16 protein-coding genes and 1 pseudogene are annotated in these 18,828 nt (G+C 65.0%); 8 read left to right on the top strand and 9 right to left on the bottom strand.

All coding sequences use genetic code 11. The annotated features are described in order from the left end of the window. Nucleotides 1-37: 37 nt before the first annotated feature. Nucleotides 38-1,231 carry an N-acetylmuramoyl-L-alanine amidase gene (locus ACWW36_RS08605; protein ID WP_456141133.1) on the top strand — a complete coding sequence of 398 codons (1,194 nt, stop codon included), beginning with the start codon at nucleotides 38-40 and terminating at the stop codon, nucleotides 1,229-1,231. 4 nt (nucleotides 1,232-1,235) lie between these two features. On the opposite strand, the gene ACWW36_RS08600 is transcribed toward ACWW36_RS08605, so the two are convergent. From ACWW36_RS08600 to rpmH, 9 genes are all read right to left on the bottom strand, one after another. After that, nucleotides 1,236-1,994, bottom strand: a complete 759-nt coding sequence (locus tag ACWW36_RS08600; RefSeq protein ID WP_456141132.1) for an acetyltransferase — start codon at nucleotides 1,992-1,994, stop codon at nucleotides 1,236-1,238. Between the two features lie 217 nt (nucleotides 1,995-2,211). Beyond that, a complete protein-coding gene (locus ACWW36_RS08595) occupies nucleotides 2,212-3,192 on the bottom strand; it encodes a ParB/RepB/Spo0J family partition protein (RefSeq protein ID WP_456141131.1) in 981 nt (326 codons plus the stop codon). Nucleotides 3,193-3,266: 74 nt separating this feature from the next. Next, a complete protein-coding gene (locus ACWW36_RS08590; RefSeq protein WP_456141130.1) occupies nucleotides 3,267-4,310 on the bottom strand; it encodes a ParA family protein in 1,044 nt (347 codons plus the stop codon). Beyond that, nucleotides 4,307-5,008 (bottom strand): 16S rRNA (guanine(527)-N(7))-methyltransferase RsmG, encoded by a 702-nt coding sequence (gene rsmG, locus ACWW36_RS08585; protein ID WP_456141129.1) that lies wholly within the window; start codon nucleotides 5,006-5,008, stop codon nucleotides 4,307-4,309. Before rsmG ends, ACWW36_RS08590 begins: the two co-directional genes overlap by 4 nt. 64 nt (nucleotides 5,009-5,072) lie before the next feature. Beyond that, nucleotides 5,073-5,627, bottom strand: coding sequence for a Jag family protein (locus ACWW36_RS08580; RefSeq protein ID WP_456141128.1), 555 nt, complete (start codon nucleotides 5,625-5,627; stop codon nucleotides 5,073-5,075). Nucleotides 5,628-5,664: 37 nt separating this feature from the next. Beyond that, nucleotides 5,665-6,714 (bottom strand): membrane protein insertase YidC, encoded by a 1,050-nt coding sequence (gene yidC / locus ACWW36_RS08575; protein ID WP_456142412.1) that lies wholly within the window; start codon nucleotides 6,712-6,714, stop codon nucleotides 5,665-5,667. Nucleotides 6,715-6,757: 43 nt separating this feature from the next. Beyond that, on the bottom strand, nucleotides 6,758-7,069 hold the full coding sequence (yidD, locus tag ACWW36_RS08570) for a membrane protein insertion efficiency factor YidD (protein WP_456141127.1): 312 nt from the start codon (nucleotides 7,067-7,069) through the stop codon (nucleotides 6,758-6,760). Beyond that, nucleotides 7,066-7,425 carry a ribonuclease P protein component gene (gene rnpA / locus ACWW36_RS08565; RefSeq protein WP_456141126.1) on the bottom strand — a complete coding sequence of 120 codons (360 nt, stop codon included), beginning with the start codon at nucleotides 7,423-7,425 and terminating at the stop codon, nucleotides 7,066-7,068. The genes yidD and rnpA overlap by 4 nt, the downstream gene beginning before the upstream one ends. Before the next feature lie 21 nt (nucleotides 7,426-7,446). Next, nucleotides 7,447-7,590 carry a 50S ribosomal protein L34 gene (gene rpmH, locus ACWW36_RS08560; protein ID WP_325336757.1) on the bottom strand — a complete coding sequence of 48 codons (144 nt, stop codon included), beginning with the start codon at nucleotides 7,588-7,590 and terminating at the stop codon, nucleotides 7,447-7,449. 559 nt (nucleotides 7,591-8,149) lie between these two features. Here rpmH and dnaA point away from each other — a divergent pair. The 7 genes and pseudogenes from dnaA to gyrA all read left to right on the top strand — a co-directional run bounded on the left by dnaA (nucleotide 8,150) and on the right by gyrA (nucleotide 18,827). Further along, a complete protein-coding gene (gene dnaA / locus ACWW36_RS08555) occupies nucleotides 8,150-9,652 on the top strand; it encodes a chromosomal replication initiator protein DnaA (RefSeq protein ID WP_456141125.1) in 1,503 nt (500 codons plus the stop codon). A 549-nt stretch (nucleotides 9,653-10,201) separates the two neighbouring features. Beyond that, nucleotides 10,202-11,401: a DNA polymerase III subunit beta gene (gene dnaN, locus ACWW36_RS08550; RefSeq protein ID WP_456141124.1), complete on the top strand. Its 1,200-nt coding sequence runs from the start codon at nucleotides 10,202-10,204 to the stop codon at nucleotides 11,399-11,401. A 19-nt stretch (nucleotides 11,402-11,420) separates the two neighbouring features. Then, nucleotides 11,421-12,326: pseudogene (gnd, locus tag ACWW36_RS08545) on the top strand (phosphogluconate dehydrogenase (NAD(+)-dependent, decarboxylating)); the annotation flags it as partial. After that, the gene (gene recF, locus ACWW36_RS08540) at nucleotides 12,327-13,487 is read left to right on the top strand and encodes a DNA replication/repair protein RecF (RefSeq protein ID WP_456141123.1); all 1,161 of its coding nucleotides are present in this window, start codon (nucleotides 12,327-12,329) and stop codon (nucleotides 13,485-13,487) included. After that, on the top strand, nucleotides 13,484-14,053 hold the full coding sequence (locus ACWW36_RS08535) for a DUF721 family protein (RefSeq protein WP_456141122.1): 570 nt from the start codon (nucleotides 13,484-13,486) through the stop codon (nucleotides 14,051-14,053). Before recF ends, ACWW36_RS08535 begins: the two co-directional genes overlap by 4 nt. 225 nt (nucleotides 14,054-14,278) lie before the next feature. After that, the gene (gyrB, locus tag ACWW36_RS08530) at nucleotides 14,279-16,306 is read left to right on the top strand and encodes a DNA topoisomerase (ATP-hydrolyzing) subunit B (protein WP_456141121.1); all 2,028 of its coding nucleotides are present in this window, start codon (nucleotides 14,279-14,281) and stop codon (nucleotides 16,304-16,306) included. Nucleotides 16,307-16,328: 22 nt separating this feature from the next. Next, on the top strand, nucleotides 16,329-18,827 hold the full coding sequence (gene gyrA / locus ACWW36_RS08525) for a DNA gyrase subunit A (RefSeq protein ID WP_456141120.1): 2,499 nt from the start codon (nucleotides 16,329-16,331) through the stop codon (nucleotides 18,825-18,827). Nucleotide 18,828 lies beyond the last annotated feature (1 nt).

The following is an 18,828-nucleotide window of genomic DNA, read 5'->3' as shown; positions in this document are numbered from 1 at the left end:
GACCACCGTGGCCTAAGGCAGCCGGAAAGGGTCGAGTATGTCGAGTCTGCGTCGCGGTGACCGTGGGGGCGCGGTCACCGAGATCCGGGCGGCCCTGGCGGCCTTGGGACTCACCGACAACCCCGACGAAGACCTGACCACTGGTAAGCACGTCGCCGTCGACGTGTTCGACGCCGAGCTCGACCATGCGGTGCGGGCGTTCCAGCAGCACCGCGGGCTGCTTGTCGACGGCATCGTCGGAGAAGCGACTTACCGTGCGCTGAAAGAAGCTTCGTATCGACTCGGCGCGCGCACCCTCAGCCATCAGTTCGGTGCGCCGATGTACGGCGACGACGTCGCGACCCTGCAGGCGCGGCTACAGGACCTCGGGTTCTACACCGGACTGGTCGACGGGCACTTCGGGCTGCAGACGCACAACGCGCTGATGTCGTACCAACGGGAGTACGGGCTGTATCCCGACGGGATCTGTGGCCCAGAAACGTTGCGCTCCTTGTATTTTCTCGGATCGCGGGTCACGGGCGGCTCGCCCCACGCGATCCGCGAAGAGGAACTGGTTCGCCGCTCGGGCCCGCGGCTGTCGGGTAAACGGATCATCATCGACCCGGGCCGCGGCGGTAGCGATCACGGGCTGATCATGACCGGCCCCGCCGGGCCCATCAGCGAGGCAGACATCCTGTGGGACTTGGCGAGTCGGCTCGAGGGCAGGATGACGGCGATCGGCATGGAGACGTTCTTGTCTCGGCCGGCGAACCGCTCCCCCTCCGACGCTGAGCGGGCTGCGACGGCCAACACGGTCGGCGCGGACTTGATGATCAGCTTGCGCTGCGCCGTTCAGGCCAGCCCGGCCGCCAACGGTGTCGCATCGTTTCACTTCGGCAACTCGCACGGGTCGGTATCCACCATCGGCCGCATGCTCTCCGACTTCATTCAGCGAGAAGTTGTGGCGCGCACCGGATTACGCGATTGCCGCACACATGGCCGCACCTGGGACCTGTTGCGGCTGACCCGGATGCCGACCGTTCAGGTCGATGTCGGCTACATCACCAATTCACGGGACCGCGGCATGCTTGTGGACGCCTCGACCCGTGACTCGATCGCTGAAGGCATCCTCGCGGCGGTCAAGCGCCTGTATCTGCTGGGCAAGAACGACCGTCCCACCGGCACATTCACATTCGCGGAGCTGCTCGCCCACGAGCTTTCGGTGGAGCAGGCCGGCCGGGCCGTCCAGTAGCCGTTTAGGAGCAGGGGTTCGCGCCGGCGCCGACCGGCTGTTGCAGCTGCGCCGTCTCCAGGAGCCGCTCCAGCGCAGCCTCGACGTCGGCCTTCCACCCCAAGCCCTGCTCGAGTTCCAGGCGCAGGCGTGGGAAGTACCGGTGATGCGCGACGACGACGAATCCGGCGTCTTGTAGGAGATCGGCGTCCAGCACGCACTGCTCGACCGAGCAGTCGCCGAGGACCTCGACGACCGGTCGCAGCTCGGGAGGCACCATCTGGGGGTCCTGCAGTTCGGCGACCTCGGCCGTGTGCCCAAACGCTTCCAGCGCACGCGCTCCGCGTCGGACCAGATCACCGACCACCGCCGCGATCAGGTCGCGCGGCAGCCTCTCGGCACCATGTCCCGATTCGACGCCCAGCGACGTGAGCAAGACGGCGTCGGCGCTCACCGGTCCGGTCGGGAACCGCCGTGCGCGCGGGACCGCAACAGGGGGCGCATAGAAGGCGTAGCCGAGGCAGGGTTCATCCGCCTGCGGGATCGGGTCCTCCTCGCCGCCGCCCCCGCGCGTAGCGTCGCGGCATTCCACCGCGACCTGCCCGCACGATCCCCACTCGAGCATGACCATCGAAAGCCAGGCTTCCTTCTCGAACTCGGGGTCGCTCAGGTGATCGTCGGTGCCCAGGGTCGACGGATCCACCTCCCAGTACACGCATCGGCGAGCGTGCTTGGGCAGCTGCTCGAACGCTTCGAGCCGCAGGGGCGTGATTCGCGCTGCCACTAAACTCCCCGGGTCTCACACAGTGCTGACGTGCACGGCTGCCACTCCAGGATAGAAGGCCACGCCATCAAAGGCCCGTTTTCGCCATGTTCATTGCCGCCTCATCGCGGTCAACGTGAAACATGTTGGCACACATGGATTTTCCTTTTCGGAAGCCGCCGGAGCAGGCCGCGGAGCCGGTGCGTGTCACAGTGACGTAATTACCGCGTGTCGTCGGTCACGACTTCGACGCGCTCATCAAGTCGACAATGCGTTGCAGATCCTCGACCGACCCGAACTCCACGACGATCTTGCCCTTGCGTTTGCCAAGGCTGACCGTGACCCGAGTGTCGAAGGCTGTCGAGAGCCGTTCAGCAACGTCTTGCAGCCCTGGCATATGAATCGGCTTACGCCGCGGTGCGGTGGGCGCGGCGGCGTCCTCACGATTCGCCAGCGTGACCGCTTCCTCGGTGGCGCGCACCGACAGGCCCTCGGCCACGATGCGTGCGGCCAGTTCCTCCTGCTGCTCGGGTGTGCCCTCGAGAGCCAACAGAGCGCGGGCATGTCCGGCCGACAGGACGCCGGCAGCGACCCGCCGCTGCACCGCGATCGGCAACCGCAACAGCCGGATCATGTTGGTGATCAACGGTCTTGACCGACCGATGCGGGATGCAAGTTCGTCGTGGGTGACCCCGAACTCGTCGAGCAGCTGCTGGTATGCCGCCGCCTCTTCCAACGGGTTCAGTTGGGCGCGGTGGATGTTCTCCAACAGGGCGTCGCGCAGCATGCTGTCGTCGGCGGTCTCGCGGACGATTGCCGGGAGGGTGGCCAACCCTGCCTGCTGCGCCGCCCGCCAGCGGCGCTCCCCCATGACGAGCTGATACCGAGGGCTGCCATCCGTCACCGGCATCGCCCGCACGACGATCGGCTGCATGAGGCCGAACTCGCGGATGGAGTGAACCAGCTCGGCCAGCGCCTCCTCGTCGAAGACCTGGCGGGGCTGGCGCGGATTGGGCTCGATATTCGAGGGGTCGATCTCGCGATAGACCGCACCGACGGGGTTGGCCTCTGGGATCGGCCCGCCACCCAGAACGACGTCGGCGGCAGCATCACCCATTCGATGTCCCGGCACTACCTGTTCGCCCTCGGCGGGTCCGGTCGGGATGAGCGACGCCAGGCCGCGGCCGAGGCCGCTTCGCTTACGTGCCGGTTGGGTCATGAAGGTCTCCTGTCCGCGCAACTGCTCATCACTGCTGTCTGCTCATCGCTGCTGTCTGCTCTTCGCGCAAGCGCTCATCGCTGCTGTCCCTGGGGGGTGCCTCGTTCAGCCAACTCCCGGCTGGCGTCGAGGTAGCTCATCGCCCCACGCGATCCGGGGTCGTAGTCGAGGATCGTCATGCCGTAGCCGGGCGCCTCGGACACCTTGACGCTGCGCGGGATGACCGTCCGCAGCACCTTGTCACCGAAGTGGGTCCGGACATCCGCGGCGACCTGATCCGCCAGCCGTGTCCGCCCGTCGTACATCGTCAGGATCACGGTCGTGACGTTCAGTTCAGGATTCAGGTGTGCCTTCACCATCTCGATGTTGCGCAGCAGTTGCCCCACACCTTCAAGGGCGTAGTACTCGCATTGGATCGGGATCAGGACCTCGGGCGCGGCGACGAGCGCGTTGATCGTGAGCAATCCGAGGGACGGCGGGCAGTCGATGAAGACGTAGTCGAAGTCGTGGTGCTTGAGTTCGGCGAGCGCCGTGCGCAACCGCCCTTCGCGCGCGACCATGCTGACCAATTCGATCTCGGCGCCGGCCAGGTCGATGGTGGCGGGCACACAGAACAGGCGCTCGCTGTGGGGGCTGCGCTGAATCGCGGCCTGAAGCGGGATCTCGCCGATCAGCACCTCGTAGGACGATGGCGTGCCCTCGCGGTGCTCGATGCCGAGGGCCGTGCTCGCGTTGCCCTGCGGATCGAGATCGATCACCAAGGTCCGCAAGCCCTGAAGCGCAAGCGCGGCCGCGACGTTGACAGCGGTCGTGGTCTTGCCGACACCGCCCTTTTGATTGGCGATGGTGAACACGCGCTGGCGGGCCGGCCGCGGCAGGCCGCCCTTGGCCGCGGCATGCAGGAGCCGGACGGCGCGCTCGGCTTCGGCGCCGATGGGGGTGTCGATCCCGGCGTCGTCGGTCCAGTCCTTGGTTGGGGGTGGCGGGGGTGGGACGGTCGCCCGTTTCTGTTGCGGCGGCGCTCCGTTGTTCCATGTTTCACGTGAAACATCGGGGCGCGGCGCCGCGTCCGCCCCACCGACTGGTGCCGGACCGCCACCCTCGGATACCGGACTCATGCTCTTCTCCTGACCGTTCGTCGTGACCGGTTGCCTACCGGAATCGCCGCTCCCCGCCGCGCGACGACCACGGTCGCGGGTGGTTCCAAGTAGTCCGCGCCACATCTCTTCACCCTTACATCGACCGCACCGAGGGACGCCATCACACGCCGGTGCTCACGGATCTCGTCCTCGGCACGCTCACCCTTCATCGCCAACATGCGTCCGTCGGGACGCAACAGCGGCAGGCTCCACTTCGCGAGCTTGTCCAAGGACGCCACCGCCCTTGAGACAACCGCGTCCATCTCCCCCACCGTCTCGCGCACGGATAATTCTTCGGCCCGGCCACGCACGATCGTCACATCGATGCCGAGCTCGTCGGCCACCTCGCGCAGGAACTCGCTGCGCCGTAATAGTGGTTCGATGAGCGTCAGCCGGAGATCGGGCCGAGCCAGTGCCAACGGTATCCCGGGCAGGCCCGCTCCACTACCGATGTCCGCCACGCGTTCATTCGGCTCGAGGAGTTCGGCCACCGCGACACTATTTAATACGTGCCTGTCCCACAGACGGTCTACTTCACGAGGACCAATCAGGCCGCGCTCCACGCCGGCGCCGGCGAGGATTTCCGCGTATCGCTGGGCCCGCGGTGCCGACTCGCCGAAGAGCGCATCGGTGACTCGCGGGGCCGGGGACACCTCCGCATGTTTCACGTGAAACATCCTCCGGATCTCGCGGGCCGGGTAACCGACAAGCGCCCACAAACTACATAGATGTAACTCGGGTTCAGTCGAGCAAGACAACGACGCGGCGGGAGGGCTCCACGCCCTCGCTCTCGCTGTGCACACCATCGACCGCTGCGACGGCGTCGTGCACGATCTTGCGCTCGAACGGAGTCATCGGCGACAGCTCTTCACGCTCTCCGGTCTCGAGCACCCGGTGTGCGACCTTGTCCCCAAGCGCCGCCAGCTCGTCGCGACGGCGCCGCCGCCACCGCGCGATGTCGAGCATCAGCCGGCTGCGCTCGCCAGTCTTCTGGTGGACCGCCAACCGCGTCAGCTCCTGCAGCGCGTCCAGCACCTCGCCCTTGCGGCCGACCAACTTGTTCAGATCGGTGCCGCCGTCGATGCTCACGACGGCGCGGTCGCCCTCCACGTCGAGGTCGATGTCGCCGTCGAAGTCGAGTAGATCCAACAACTCCTCGAGGTAGTCGCCGGCGATCTCGCCTTCGGCGACAAGACGCTCTTCGAGATCCTCCCCGGCGATCGTCTCCGCGTTCGCGGCGCCGTTCTCCTCGTCCGCCAAGTCCTCGCTACGTTCGGTCGTTTCGGCGTCCGTCATGTCCTGTATCTCCCTCATCCCCCGGCACTAGTTCCGGTCAACGTTTACGTTTCTTGGGCCGTGTGCCCGGCCGTGGCGTCGCCCCCGGGCGCGGCGCACCCTTGCCGTCCGCGCTGCCCGCATCGGGCTTGCTTGCGCTCGACCCGCCCGCCTTCCCGTCGGTCGTCGGCTCTGATGCGTCCGCCGTCTGCGCGCTCGAGTCGCCGTCCGTGGCGGCCTGCGCCTTGCGCGGCCGGTTCGGCTTGGCGCCCGGTGGCGGCGCGTTCGCCGCGCGCCGCTCCTGCGCCTCGAGCTTCTTGGCCTCTTCCTCCTTGGCGATCATGCCGAACACGTAGTGCTGCTGACCGAAGGTCCAGATGTTGTTCGACACCCAGTAGAAGATGATCGCCAACGGCAGGAACGGCCCGCCCACGACCACGCCAAGCGGGAACACGTAGAGCGCCAGCTTGTTCATCATCGCGGTCTGAGGGTTGGCGGCCGCCTCTGGGCTCTGCCGCGCCACCGACGCCCGGCTGTTGAAGTACGTGGCGATGCCGGCCAGGATCATCAGCGGAACCCCGACCGCGACCACCGACGCCCGGTTGAATTCGGTGAAGGCGTCCAGGCCCGACTTCTGGATCATGGTGGCGCCCAACGGCGCTCCGAACAGGTTTGCGTCCAGGAAGTGCCCGACGTCGGTCGGGCTGAACACGTAGTTGCCCACCGACCGGTTCAGCTCGGGCGACAGGTGCGGCTGACCGAAGCCGCCCTGCGTCCTGTTGAACGACCGCAGCACGTGATACAGGCCGAGGAACACCGGTATCTGAGCCAGCATCGGCAGGCAGCCGAGGATCGGGTTGAACCCGTGCTCGCGCTGCAGCTTCTGCATCTCCAGCGCCATGCGCTGGCGATCCTTGCCGTACTTCTTCTGCAGCGCCTTGATCTGCGGCTGCAATTCCTGCATCTGCCGGGTCGTCCGGATCTGGCGGACGAACGGCTTGTACAGGATCGCGCGCAGGGTGAAGACGAGAAACATCACCGACAGCGCCCACGCGAAGAAGTTCGACGGGCCGAGCAGGAAGGCGAACGCCTTGTACCAAACCCACATGATCGCCGACACCGGGTAGTAGATGATGTCGAGGCTGAACCAGTTAAACACGCGTCTCGCTCTCTAGATCGTCGGCGCTTTGCGCGTTCTCGCGCACGCCGTCGCGCCAGTTGTCGCGGCGCTCAGGTATCGGGTCCCATCCTCCGCGATGCCACGGCCCACACTTCACCAGGCGTACCAACGCAAGCCAGCCACCGCGGACAAGGCCGTATTCACTCAACGCGTCCACCGCGTACTGACTGCAGGTCGGGCTGAATCGACACGTCGGTAGGCGCAACGGGGAAACGGTGTGCCGGTACAGCTGGATCAGAAAGATCACGCCGCGGGCGGCGGTCGAACCGACTGACGCGCTCACCGCCGCGCGCCGTTTCGCGGGCGTGTCCGGCGCAGCGCCGTCCGCAGTTCCTGTTCGAGCCGCGCCGAGATGGTGTGGCGGCTACTCGGCAACGCCCTGATGACCACTCGGTCGGCGGGGTCGAGTTCGTCGATGACGGTGCGGGCTACATGCCGCAGTCGACGCGCCACTCTGTGCCGTTGCACCGCGCTACCAACAGACTTCGCGACGACGAGCCCGATCCTGGGCCCGCTCTCTGTCCCGTCGGCGGAACGCATCGCGTGCACGACAAGGTCGGGCTGCACCGCCCGCACCCCTTGACTGACCGTGGCACCGAATTCCGTCGACCGCGTCATCCGATACCGCGCCGGAAGCACCGCGCTAGACCCTGCGTCGAATCACGCAGTCAGCTTGTGGCGCCCCTTGGCGCGCCGGTTGGACACGATCGCCCGGCCGGCCCGGGTCCGCATCCGCAGCCGGAAGCCATGCACCCGCGCACGGCGCCGGTTGTTCGGCTGAAAAGTCCGCTTGCCCTTGGCCACGGCTGTCACTCCTTGTTGCGTATGGCATCCGCAGCCCGCGCCGATGCATGCTCGTGCAGGTGGGGACGCGGTTGCCGTTGGTAAGCTCGTCCGTCTCGCTTGCTAACCGGCGCGTTCTCCAGTGGTCACCGGGTCGCAGCCGTATCGCCACGTGCGGGCGACTGTTCGAGGGTACTGACGAGATTTCGCTGGGTCAAACCTCGTTCAGCGGCGGCCGGATGGTTTACACCCGTCACTGCCGTCACGACCTTCGGCGAGCCGCGAATGAACCCGCGAAGAATGTTGCAGAACGGTTGGCACTCGCGGAGAAAACTGTTAGCTTCTGCCAATGCCGATTCGATAACGAAACGGCGACAGACAACGAAGCGAGGATGCCCACTCAGTCGCGAGCCCACAGAATGCACCACCCCTGTGACGAGCCCCGGCCCGAGGCGTCCCCGCCGGTAGACAACAGAGCGACGGCGGCTGTCCTGTGTCCACAACCTGTGGATAACTATGTGGACAGTTCGTCATCGTTCCTTTGGTCGTCCCTAAAACGGCCGCAAGGGGGTTCTCGTCATTGACAGCTGACCCCGATCCACCCTTTGTCGCCGTCTGGAACAACGTAGTTGCCGAGCTCAATGGTGACATCGAGCCCACCGGGACGGTCAACGGCGATTCCTCATTCCCGATTCTCACGCCTCAGCAAAGGGCCTGGTTAAAGCTGGTCAAACCGCTCGTGATTACCGAAGGGTTTGCTCTGCTGTCCGTGCCGACGCCCTTCGTGCAAAACGAGATCGAGCGTCACCTCCGCGAACCGATCATCACCGCGCTGAGCCGACATCTCGGGCACCGCGTCGAACTCGGAGTTCGCATCGCAGCACCAAGCGCAGACAACTCCGAGGAGAGTCCCAACGGCTTTGCCACTTCCGCCCTGAGCGCAGAGCCCGACGAGGTCGACGAAGATTCCGAGGCACTTGCCAGCGCCGAAGAGACCTGGCCCAGTTTCTTCTCCAGCCGGGCCTCGAACGCGGCGGCCGGAGAACCGACCGCGGTCAATCTGAACCGCCGGTACACCTTCGACACATTCGTCATCGGCGCGTCCAATCGGTTCGCTCACGCTGCGACGCTCGCGATTGCTGAGGCTCCCGCCCGCGCCTACAACCCGCTGTTCATCTGGGGCGAATCCGGCCTCGGCAAGACACACCTTTTGCATGCCGCCGGCAACTACGCCCAACGGCTCTTTCCCGGGATGCGCGTCAAGTACGTGTCCACCGAAGAGTTCACCAACGACTTCATCAACTCCCTGCGCGACGACCGCAAAGCATCCTTCAAGCGCAGCTACCGCGACATCGACGTCCTGCTTGTCGACGACATCCAGTTCATCGAAGGCAAGGAAGGTATCCAGGAGGAGTTCTTCCACACCTTCAACACGCTGCATAACTCCAACAAGCAGATCGTCATCTCCTCCGATCGGCCGCCCAAACAGCTGGCCACCCTCGAGGACCGATTGCGCACGAGGTTCGAGTGGGGTCTGATCACCGACGTTCAACCTCCTGAGCTCGAGACGCGCATCGCGATTCTGCGCAAGAAGGCGCAGATGGACCGCCTCGACGTCCCGGGGGACGTCCTCGAACTCATCGCGAGCAGCATCGAGCGCAATATCCGTGAGCTCGAAGGCGCGCTGATCCGCGTGACCGCCTTCGCATCACTGAACAAGACGCCTATCGACAAGTCACTCGCCGAAATCGTGCTGCGAGACCTGATTTCGGATGCCAGCACGATGCAGATCAGCACTGCCGCGATCATCGCCGCCACAGCCGAGTACTTCGAAACCACCGTTGAAGAGCTCCGCGGTCCTGGCAAGACCCGCGCGTTGGCCCAGTCGCGTCAGATCGCCATGTACCTGTGCCGCGAACTCACCGACCTGTCACTACCCAAGATCGGCCAGGCATTCGCCCGCGATCACACCACGGTCATGTACGCCGAAAAGAAGATCCGAGGCGAAATGGCCGAACGCCGTGAGGTCTTCGATCACGTCAAGGAACTCACCACGCGGATCCGCCAGCGCTCCAAGCGCTGATTCTCACTCGCTGACTGCCCTCCGCACACACCACCGGCGCACAATCGTGTCTCGATGAGCCCTGCGCGCGAAAACTTTCCAAAAAACTTTGGCACCGGCTGTCTCAGTCGTCACACCGAACCGCTGTGTATACGAGTGTGGACAACTTGCTGTTAACCGCCGAACTACTTTCCTCGTCGTGCACAGACCACCTGCTGTTCACAACGACGACCGCTCCTGCGTACCGCCATCCACAATCGACTCACAGCCGCAGATACATGACACGCTGCACCGACAGTCGTTGATCCCCAATGTGCACACGCCCTATTACTGTTGCTTGTATATCTCCAAAGTTTCTCCTCAGAAGAAGGCGGCTGGGGAAACCCGCGATCGACCGGTTAACCACCTTCGATGTCGGGCTGATCGATTAGCTTTCAAGTTGAAGCGGAAAGCTCTACGGTGGTTCATCGACAGCCGTTACGGTCGTCCCAACACGTGACGAACACGTGTGGTGAGACACCGCGAAACCGCTGGTTAGAGCTTGCTGGGGTGTGATTTCGAAGGGACGCTATGGACGTGGCGACGACAACGGTTGGTCTCACGGATTTGAAGTTCCGTCTGGTGCGCGAGGACTTCGCCGACGCGGTGGCCTGGGTTGCCAGAAATCTGCCCACCAGGCCGACCGTTCCGGTGCTGGCCGGCGTGCTGCTGACCGGATCCGACGAGGGGCTCACCATCTCGGGATTCGACTACGAAGTGTCGGCCGAGGTGCAAGTCGCTGCTGAAATCGCTTCTCCCGGAAGCGTTTTGGTGTCCGGTCGGCTGTTGTCAGACATCACTCGGGCACTGCCGGCCAAGCCGGTCGACGTCAGCGTCGAGGGCACCCGGGTGTCATTGACCTGCGGCAGTGCCCGCTTCTCGCTGCCGACCATGGCCGTCGAGGATTACCCTGCGCTCCCGGCGCTGCCCGAAGACACCGGTGTGATCTCCGCGGAGCTCTTCGCGGAGGCCATCGGTCAGGTGGCGGTCGCCGCCGGCCGGGACGACACGCTGCCCATGCTCACCGGTATCCGCGTCGAAATTTCAGGCGAGAAGGTGGTTTTGGCGGCCACCGACCGGTTCCGTCTTGCGGTTCGCGAACTGACCTGGTCGACGGAATCGGCTGACATCGAGGCCGCGGTGCTGGTGCCGGCCAAGACGCTGGCCGAAGCGGCCAAGGCCGGAGCCGACGGCGCGGATGTGCACTTGTCGCTTGGCGCAGGATCGGCCGTCGGCAAGGAAGGCCTGCTCGGCATTCGCAGCCAGGGAAAGCGCAGTACCACGCGTCTGCTCGACGCCGAATTCCCGAAGTTTCGTCAGCTGCTTCCGGCCGAGCACACCGCAATCGCGACTATCGGCGTGGCCGAGCTCACCGAAGCGATCAAACGTGTCGCACTGGTGGCCGATCGCGGCGCCCAGGTGCGGATGGAGTTCGCCGACGACGTGTTGCGTCTGGCCGCAGGCGCCGATGACGTCGGCCGGGCCGAAGAGGATCTTCCCGTCTCCTTCTCGGGCGACCCGTTGACGATCGCGTTCAACCCGACGTACCTCACCGATGGTCTGGGGTCGCTGCATTCGGACCGCGTGACATTTGGTTTCACCACGCCTAGCCGTCCCGCGGTGTTACGCCCGGCAGGTGAGGATGATGGGACTGTCGGTTCGACGGGTCCGTTCCCGGCGGCTCAAACCGACTACGTCTATCTGTTGATGCCGGTGCGGCTTCCGGGCTGACCGGCCCTACCGCCACGAAAGAGGCGCGCACATGCAACTGGGTCTTGTCGGCCTTGGCAAAATGGGTTTCAACATGCGCGAACGGCTGCGCGAAGGCGGTCACGAGGTGATCGGGTATGACCCCCGACCCGAGGTCACCGATGTCCCGACATTAGCCGGATTAGCGGAGACGCTCACCACCCCACGGGTCGTGTGGGTGATGGTCCCGTCGGGACCCGTGACGCACGAAACGATCGCGGCGCTGGCCGACGAACTCGAGGCCGGGGACCTGGTGATCGACGGCGGCAACTCGCGCTACACCGAAGACGGCCCGCACGCGAAATTGTTGGGCGAGAAGGGAATTGCGTTCATTGACGCAGGTGTCTCGGGCGGCGTCTGGGGTTTGAAGGAAGGCTATGGCTTGATGGTCGGCGGTAGCGATGCCGACGTCGAACGAGCGATGCCGATCTTCGACACATTGCGCCCGCCGGGTCCACGGGAGGACGGGTTCGTCCACGCCGGCCCCATCGGCGCCGGGCATTACGCCAAGATGGTGCACAACGGCATCGAGTACGGCCTCATGATGGCCTACGCCGAGGGCTATGAGCTGCTGGCGGCCGAGGACCTCATCACCGATACGCAGGCCGTGATCCAGGCGTGGACGAACGGCACGGTGGTGCGGTCGTGGTTGCAGCAACTGCTGGCAAAGGCACTCAAAGAAGACCCGAAATTCGTCGACATCAGTGGGTATACCGAGGATTCCGGCGAAGGCCGGTGGACGGTCGAAGAAGCCATCAGCCACCGTGTGCCCATGCCGGTGATCGCGGCGTCTCTGTTCGCGCGGTTCGCCTCCCGCCAGGACGACTCCCCGGCGATGAAGGCGGTGTCGGCGCTGCGGAACCAATTCGGCGGCCATGCGGTCCAGAGGATCAGTAAGTCAGGATAGGTGTACGTCCGCCACATTGGGTTGACCGACTTCCGGTCCTGGCCGCGGGTCGACCTGGATCTGGATCCCGGCCGGACCGTGTTCGTCGGTCCGAACGGCTTCGGCAAGACCAATCTCGTTGAAGCCCTGTGGTATTCGTCCACACTCGGCTCTCACCGGGTAGCCACCGACGCGCCGCTGATCCGGGCAGGCGCGGAGCGGGCCGTCGTGTCCACCATCGTGGTGAACGAAGGACGCGAACTGGCCGTGGACCTGGAAATCACGGCGGGCCGGGCCAACAAGGCGCGGCTGAACCGCTCCCCCGTCCGCGCCGCGCGCGAAATCCTGGGTGTGCTGCGGGCCGTGCTTTTTGCGCCGGAGGACTTGGCGCTGGTCCGCGGCGATCCAAGCGAACGCCGCCGGTACCTGGATGAACTGGCGTCGACGCGCCGGCCGCGCATCGCGGGGGTACGTGCCGACTACGACAAGGTGCTGCGCCAGCGCACGGCGTTACTGAAGACGGCAGCAGGTGCACGCCACCGCGGCGACCAAGGCATGCTGGAAACGCTCGACGTCTGGGACGGACATCTCGCAGCGCACGGCGCCCAATTGATCTCCGCGCGTGTGGAATTGACGAATCAACTGGCCCCAGAGGTGGAGAAGGCCTACCAGCTACTGGCGCCTGCGTCCCGGCCTGCAGCCATCAGGTATCGCAGCAGCGTCGAAGTCGTCGAGAATGAAGCGGCCGCGGGAAATCACAGCGCGGAGTTGTTCGAGGCTGCCCTGCTCGACGCGCTCGCACGCCGTCGTGACGCCGAACTGGAACGCGGTGTGTGTCTGGTGGGGCCGCACCGCGACGACCTTGAATTGCGGCTCGGTGATCAAGTCGCGAAAGGCTTTGCCAGCCATGGTGAATCGTGGTCGATGGCCCTGGCGCTGCGGCTGGCCGCGTATGAACTGCTGCGCACCGAAGGCGGCGATCCGGTGCTGTTGCTCGACGATGTGTTCGCCGAACTCGACAGCGCCCGCCGTCAGGCACTGGCCAACGTCGCCGCCTCCGCCGAGCAGGTGCTGGTGACCGCGGCCGTGCACGACGACATCCCGGCAGACTGGGATGCGCGTCGGATCGAGATCACGATGCGCGACGACGACACCGGCCGAATTTCGATGGTGCAGACATGACTCAAGAAGACGACGACGACACAGACGTCGGGCCCCCGGCACATCTGAGCGGACTGGCAGGCATGGACTTGGTCCGACGGACGCTTGAAGAAGCGCGCGGCGCGGCCCGGATCCAAGGAAAGGATGTCGGCCGCGGCCGCAGCTCACCCGGCCGCCGCCGCGTCGCGGGCACCACGAGTCGTCGCCGCTGGTCCGGTCCGGGCCCGGACTCGCGTGATCCACAGCAGCTCGGGTCGGCGACGAGCGACCTCGCCCGTAACCGCGGCTGGTCCGGCCGGGTTGCCGAAGGGTCGGTCTTCGGACGATGGCAGTCGGTCGTCGGGGAGCAGATCGCCGCACATGCGACGCCGACCTCGTTGAACGACGGCGTGTTGACCGTCTCGGCGGAGTCCACGGCATGGGCCACGCAACTGCGGATGGTGCAGGCCCAACTGCTGGCCAAGATCGCCGCGGCCGTCGGGGACGGCGTCGTCACATCGCTGAAAATCGTGGGGCCGGTCGCGCCGTCGTGGCGCAAAGGCCGCTATCACATCGCCGGCCGTGGGCCCCGCGACACGTACGGCTAGACGGCAACATTTGCCGTTGCCTGAGAGCCACCACAAGGCGGTGACTCTATCTCTCAAGCGTCTTGACGCACCTCAGATCGAAAAATTCCACAGACGGCGCGGATAGATGGGTAGAAACGCCGCCGCAGAATCGGTCCTGTCGCCATCTGACGGTAGACTGATCTCATGACTTGCCGGCGGTAAACGACTACCGCCGCTGCGACCCCCAAGGAGAAGCTTCCGCCCGTGGCTGCTGCGAAGAAAACTGCAAAGCCGGCGTATGGCGCCGAATCCATCCAGATCCTCGAGGGACTAGAGGCCGTCCGCAAACGCCCCGGCATGTATATCGGGTCGACGGGTGAGCGGGGTCTGCACCACCTCGTATGGGAGGTGGTCGACAACGCGGTCGACGAGGCGATGGCCGGCTACGCCACACGCGTTGACGTGCGCATGCTCGAGGACGGCGGCGTCGAGGTAACCGACGACGGCCGCGGTATCCCCGTCGCCATGCACTCATCCGGCATCCCGACCGTCGACGTCGTCATGACGCAGCTCCATGCGGGCGGCAAGTTCGACGGCGAGGCCTACGCGGTGTCCGGCGGACTGCACGGCGTCGGCGTATCGGTGGTCAACGCACTCTCCAAGCGGCTCGAGGTCGAGATCAAGACCGACGGCCACGAATGGTCGCAGTACTACGACGGGTCGGTGCCCGGAACCTTGAAACAGGGTGAGGCCACCAAGAAGACCGGCACCACGGTCCGCTTCTGGGCCGACCCGACGATCTTCGAAACCACCACATATGACTTCGAAACCGTCGCGCGCAGGCTCCAGGAGATGGCGTTCCTGAACAAGGGCTTGACCATCACCCTGATCGACGAGCGCGTCACCCAGGCGGAAGTCGTCGACGAGGTCGTCAGCGACACTGCCGAGGCGCCGAAGTCCGCGGAGGAAAAGGCCGCCGAGGCCACGGCCCCGCACAAGACGAAGAACCGCACCTTCCACTACCCCGGCGGGCTGGTCGACTACGTCAAGCACATCAACCGGACCAAGACACCGATCCACCAGAGCATCGTCGACTTCTCCGGCAAGGGTGAGGGTCACGAGGTCGAGATCGCGATGCAGTGGAACGCCGGCTATTCCGAGTCGGTGCACACGTTCGCCAACACCATCAACACCCACGAGGGCGGTACCCACGAAGAGGGCTTCCGCGCCGCGTTGACCACGGTGGTCAACAAGTACGCCAAGGACAAGAAGCTCCTCAAGGACAAGGATCCGAACCTCACCGGCGACGACATCCGCGAAGGTTTGGCAGCGGTGATCTCGGTCAAGGTCGCCGAGCCGCAGTTCGAGGGGCAGACCAAGACCAAGCTGGGCAATACCGAGGTGAAGTCGTTCGTGCAGAAGATCTGCAACGAACAGCTCAGCCATTGGTTCGAGGCCAACCCTGCCGAGGCGAAAACCGTTGTGAATAAGGCGGTCTCGTCGGCGCAGGCGCGCATCGCGGCCCGCAAGGCGCGCGAGCTGGTGCGCCGCAAGAGCGCTACCGACATCGGCGGGCTGCCCGGCAAGCTGGCTGACTGCCGCTCCACCGATCCGCGAAAGTCCGAACTGTATGTCGTGGAGGGTGATTCCGCCGGCGGCTCGGCCAAGAGTGGGCGCGACTCGATGTTCCAGGCGATCCTGCCGCTGCGCGGCAAGATCATCAACGTCGAGAAGGCCCGCATCGACCGCGTGCTGAAGAACACCGAAGTCCAGGCGATCATCACCGCGCTGGGTACCGGCATTCACGACGAGTTCGACCTCGCCAAGCTGCGCTATCACAAGATCGTCCTGATGGCCGACGCCGACGTCGACGGCCAGCACATCTCGACACTGCTGTTGACGCTGTTGTTCCGCTTCATGAAGCCGCTGATCGAAAACGGCCACGTGTTCCTCGCGCAGCCGCCGCTGTACAAGCTGAAGTGGCAGCGCAGCGAACCGGAGTTCGCGTACTCCGACCGTGAGCGCGACGGTCTGCTCGAAACGGGCCGAGCAGCGGGCAAGAAGATCAACACCGAGGACGGCATCCAGCGGTACAAGGGTCTCGGCGAGATGGACGCGAAGGAACTGTGGGAGACCACGATGGATCCGTCGGTGCGAGTCTTGCGTCAAATCACTTTGGACGACGCCGCCGCGGCCGATGAGCTGTTCTCGATTCTGATGGGCGAGGATGTCGAAGCTCGCCGCAGCTTCATCACCCGCAATGCCAAAGACGTTCGCTTCCTTGACGTTTAACACGAAATAGGACTCAAACAACATGACTGACACCACGTTGCCGCCCGGCGACGAAGCAGGAGACCGTATCGAGCCGGTCGACATCCAGCAGGAGATGCAGCGCAGCTACATCGACTATGCGATGAGCGTGATCGTCGGACGCGCGCTGCCTGAAGTCCGCGACGGACTCAAGCCGGTGCACCGCCGTGTGCTCTACGCGATGTACGACTCGGGCTTCCGGCCGGACCGCAGCCACGCGAAATCCGCACGCTCCGTTGCCGAAACGATGGGTAACTACCACCCCCACGGCGACGCGTCGATCTACGACACCCTGGTTCGCATGGCGCAGCCGTGGTCGCTGCGGTATCCCCTGGTCGACGGCCAGGGCAACTTCGGCTCGCCGGGCAACGATCCTCCGGCCGCCATGAGGTACACAGAGGCGCGTCTTACGCCGTTGGCGATGGAGATGCTGCGTGAAATCGATGAGGAGACAGTCGATTTCATCCCCAACTACGACGGGCGTGTCCAGGAGCCGACTGTCCTACCGAGCCGGTTCCCGAATCTGCTCGCCAACGGTTCAGGCGGCATCGCCGTCGGCATGGCCACCAATATGCCTCCACACAACCTGCGCGAACTCGCGGAGGCGGTGTACTGGTGCCTGGAGAACCATGACGCCGACGAGGAGGCAACTCTTGAGGCGGTAACCGAACGCGTCAAGGGCCCGGACTTCCCCACCTACGGCTTGATCGTTGGCTCCCAAGGGATTCACGACACGTACACCACCGGCCGTGGTTCCATCCGCATGCGCGGCGTCGTGGAAATCGAAGAAGACTCACGCGGGCGCACCGGAATCGTCATCACCGAGTTGCCGTATCAGGTCAACCACGACAACTTCATCACGTCGGTCGCCGAGCAGGTCCGTGACGGCAAGCTCAACGGCATCGCCAACATCGAAGACCAGTCCAGCGATCGCGTCGGCCTGCGCATCGTCGTCGAGCTCAAGCGCGACGCGGTGGCCAAGGTGGTGCTGAACAACCTCTACAAGCACACGCAGCTGCAGACCAGCTTCGGCGCCAACATGCTGTCGATCGTCGACGGCGTGCCCCGCACGCTGCGGCTCGACCAGCTGATCCGCCATTACGTCAACCATCAGCTCGACGTCATCGTCAGGCGCACCACCTACCGGCTGCGCAAGGCCAACGAACGCGCCCACATCCTGCGCGGTCTGGTCAAGGCGCTCGACGCGCTCGACGAGGTGATCGCGTTGATCCGGGCGTCGGAAACCGTCGACGTTGCGCGGCAGGGCCTGATTGAGCTGCTCGACATCGACGAGATCCAGTCCCAGGCCATCCTGGACATGCAGTTGCGCCGCCTGGCCGCACTGGAACGTCAGAAGATCGTCGACGATCTCGCCAAGATCGAGGCAGAGATCGCCGACCTCGAAGACATCCTGGCCAAGCCCGAGCGGCAGCGCGCGATCGTGCGCGACGAGCTCAAGGAGATCGCCGACAAGTACGGCGACGACCGCCGCACACGCATCGTCCCTGCCGACGGCGAAGTCTCCGACGAGGATCTGATCGCCCGCGAAGAGGTCGTCGTCACGATCACCGAGACCGGGTACGCCAAACGGACGAAGTCCGACCTGTACCGCAGCCAGAAGCGCGGCGGTAAGGGCGTGCAGGGCGCCGGCCTCAAACAGGACGACATCGTCAACCACTTCTTCGTGTGCTCGACGCACGACTGGATCCTGTTCTTCACCACACAGGGTCGCGTGTACCGCGCCAAGGCGTACGACCTGCCCGAGGCGTCGCGGACCGCGCGTGGTCAGCACGTCGCGAACCTGCTGGCCTTCCAGCCTGAGGAACGCATTGCCCAGGTCATCCAGATCAAGAGCTACGAGGACGCGCCGTACCTGGTGCTGGCCACTCGCAATGGTCTGGTGAAGAAGTCCAGGCTGACCGACTTCGACTCCAACCGCTCCGGCGGCATCGTCGCGGTCAACCTGCGCGACGGGGACGAACTCGTCGGCGCGGTGCTCTGCTCTGCAGAGGAGGACCTGCTGCTGGTCTCGGCCAAGGGCCAGTCGATCCGGTTCTCGGCAACCGACGAGGCGCTGCGGCCGATGGGCCGCGCGACCTCGGGTGTGCAGGGTATGCGGTTCAACGCCGACGACCGGCTACTGTCGCTGAACGTCGTGCGCCCGGACACGTATCTGCTGGTCGCGACGTCCGGCGGGTATTCCAAGCGCACAGCGATCGAGGAGTACCCCGTTCAGGGCCGCGGGGGCAAAGGGGTGCTGACGATCCAATACGACAAGCGGCGTGGCAGTCTGGTTGGAGCGTTGATCGTCGATGATGACACTGAGTTGTACGCCATCACCTCGGGTGGAGGCGTCATCCGGACCGCTGCTCGCCAGGTCCGCAAGGCCGGGCGGCAGACCAAGGGCGTTCGGTTGATGAACCTGGGCGAGGGCGACACACTGGTTGCCGTTGCGCGCAACGCCGAGGAGAACGAGGGAGACGCCGCCGAGCCGGAGGCGTAAC

Source organism: Mycobacterium sp. MMS18-G62, assembly GCF_053877835.1.
This window is presented reverse-complemented; position numbering and strand designations above follow the sequence as displayed.

What these genes read in the sequence shown, in the direction of transcription:
- ACWW36_RS08605 (WP_456141133.1), top strand. Translation starts at nt 38, where the DNA reads ATGTCGAGTCTGCGTCGCGGTGACCGTGGGGGCGCGGTCACCGAGATC.
- ACWW36_RS08595 (WP_456141131.1), bottom strand. Translation starts at nt 3,192, where the DNA reads ATGACCCAACCGGCACGTAAGCGAAGCGGCCTCGGCCGCGGCCTGGCG.
- ACWW36_RS08590 (WP_456141130.1), bottom strand. Translation starts at nt 4,310, where the DNA reads ATGAGTCCGGTATCCGAGGGTGGCGGTCCGGCACCAGTCGGTGGGGCG.
- rsmG (WP_456141129.1), bottom strand. Translation starts at nt 5,008, where the DNA reads ATGTTTCACGTGAAACATGCGGAGGTGTCCCCGGCCCCGCGAGTCACC.
- ACWW36_RS08580 (WP_456141128.1), bottom strand. Translation starts at nt 5,627, where the DNA reads ATGACGGACGCCGAAACGACCGAACGTAGCGAGGACTTGGCGGACGAG.
- yidC (WP_456142412.1), bottom strand. Translation starts at nt 6,714, where the DNA reads ATGTGGGTTTGGTACAAGGCGTTCGCCTTCCTGCTCGGCCCGTCGAAC.
- dnaN (WP_456141124.1), top strand. Translation starts at nt 10,202, where the DNA reads ATGGACGTGGCGACGACAACGGTTGGTCTCACGGATTTGAAGTTCCGT.
- ACWW36_RS08535 (WP_456141122.1), top strand. Translation starts at nt 13,484, where the DNA reads ATGACTCAAGAAGACGACGACGACACAGACGTCGGGCCCCCGGCACAT.
- gyrA (WP_456141120.1), top strand. Translation starts at nt 16,329, where the DNA reads ATGACTGACACCACGTTGCCGCCCGGCGACGAAGCAGGAGACCGTATC.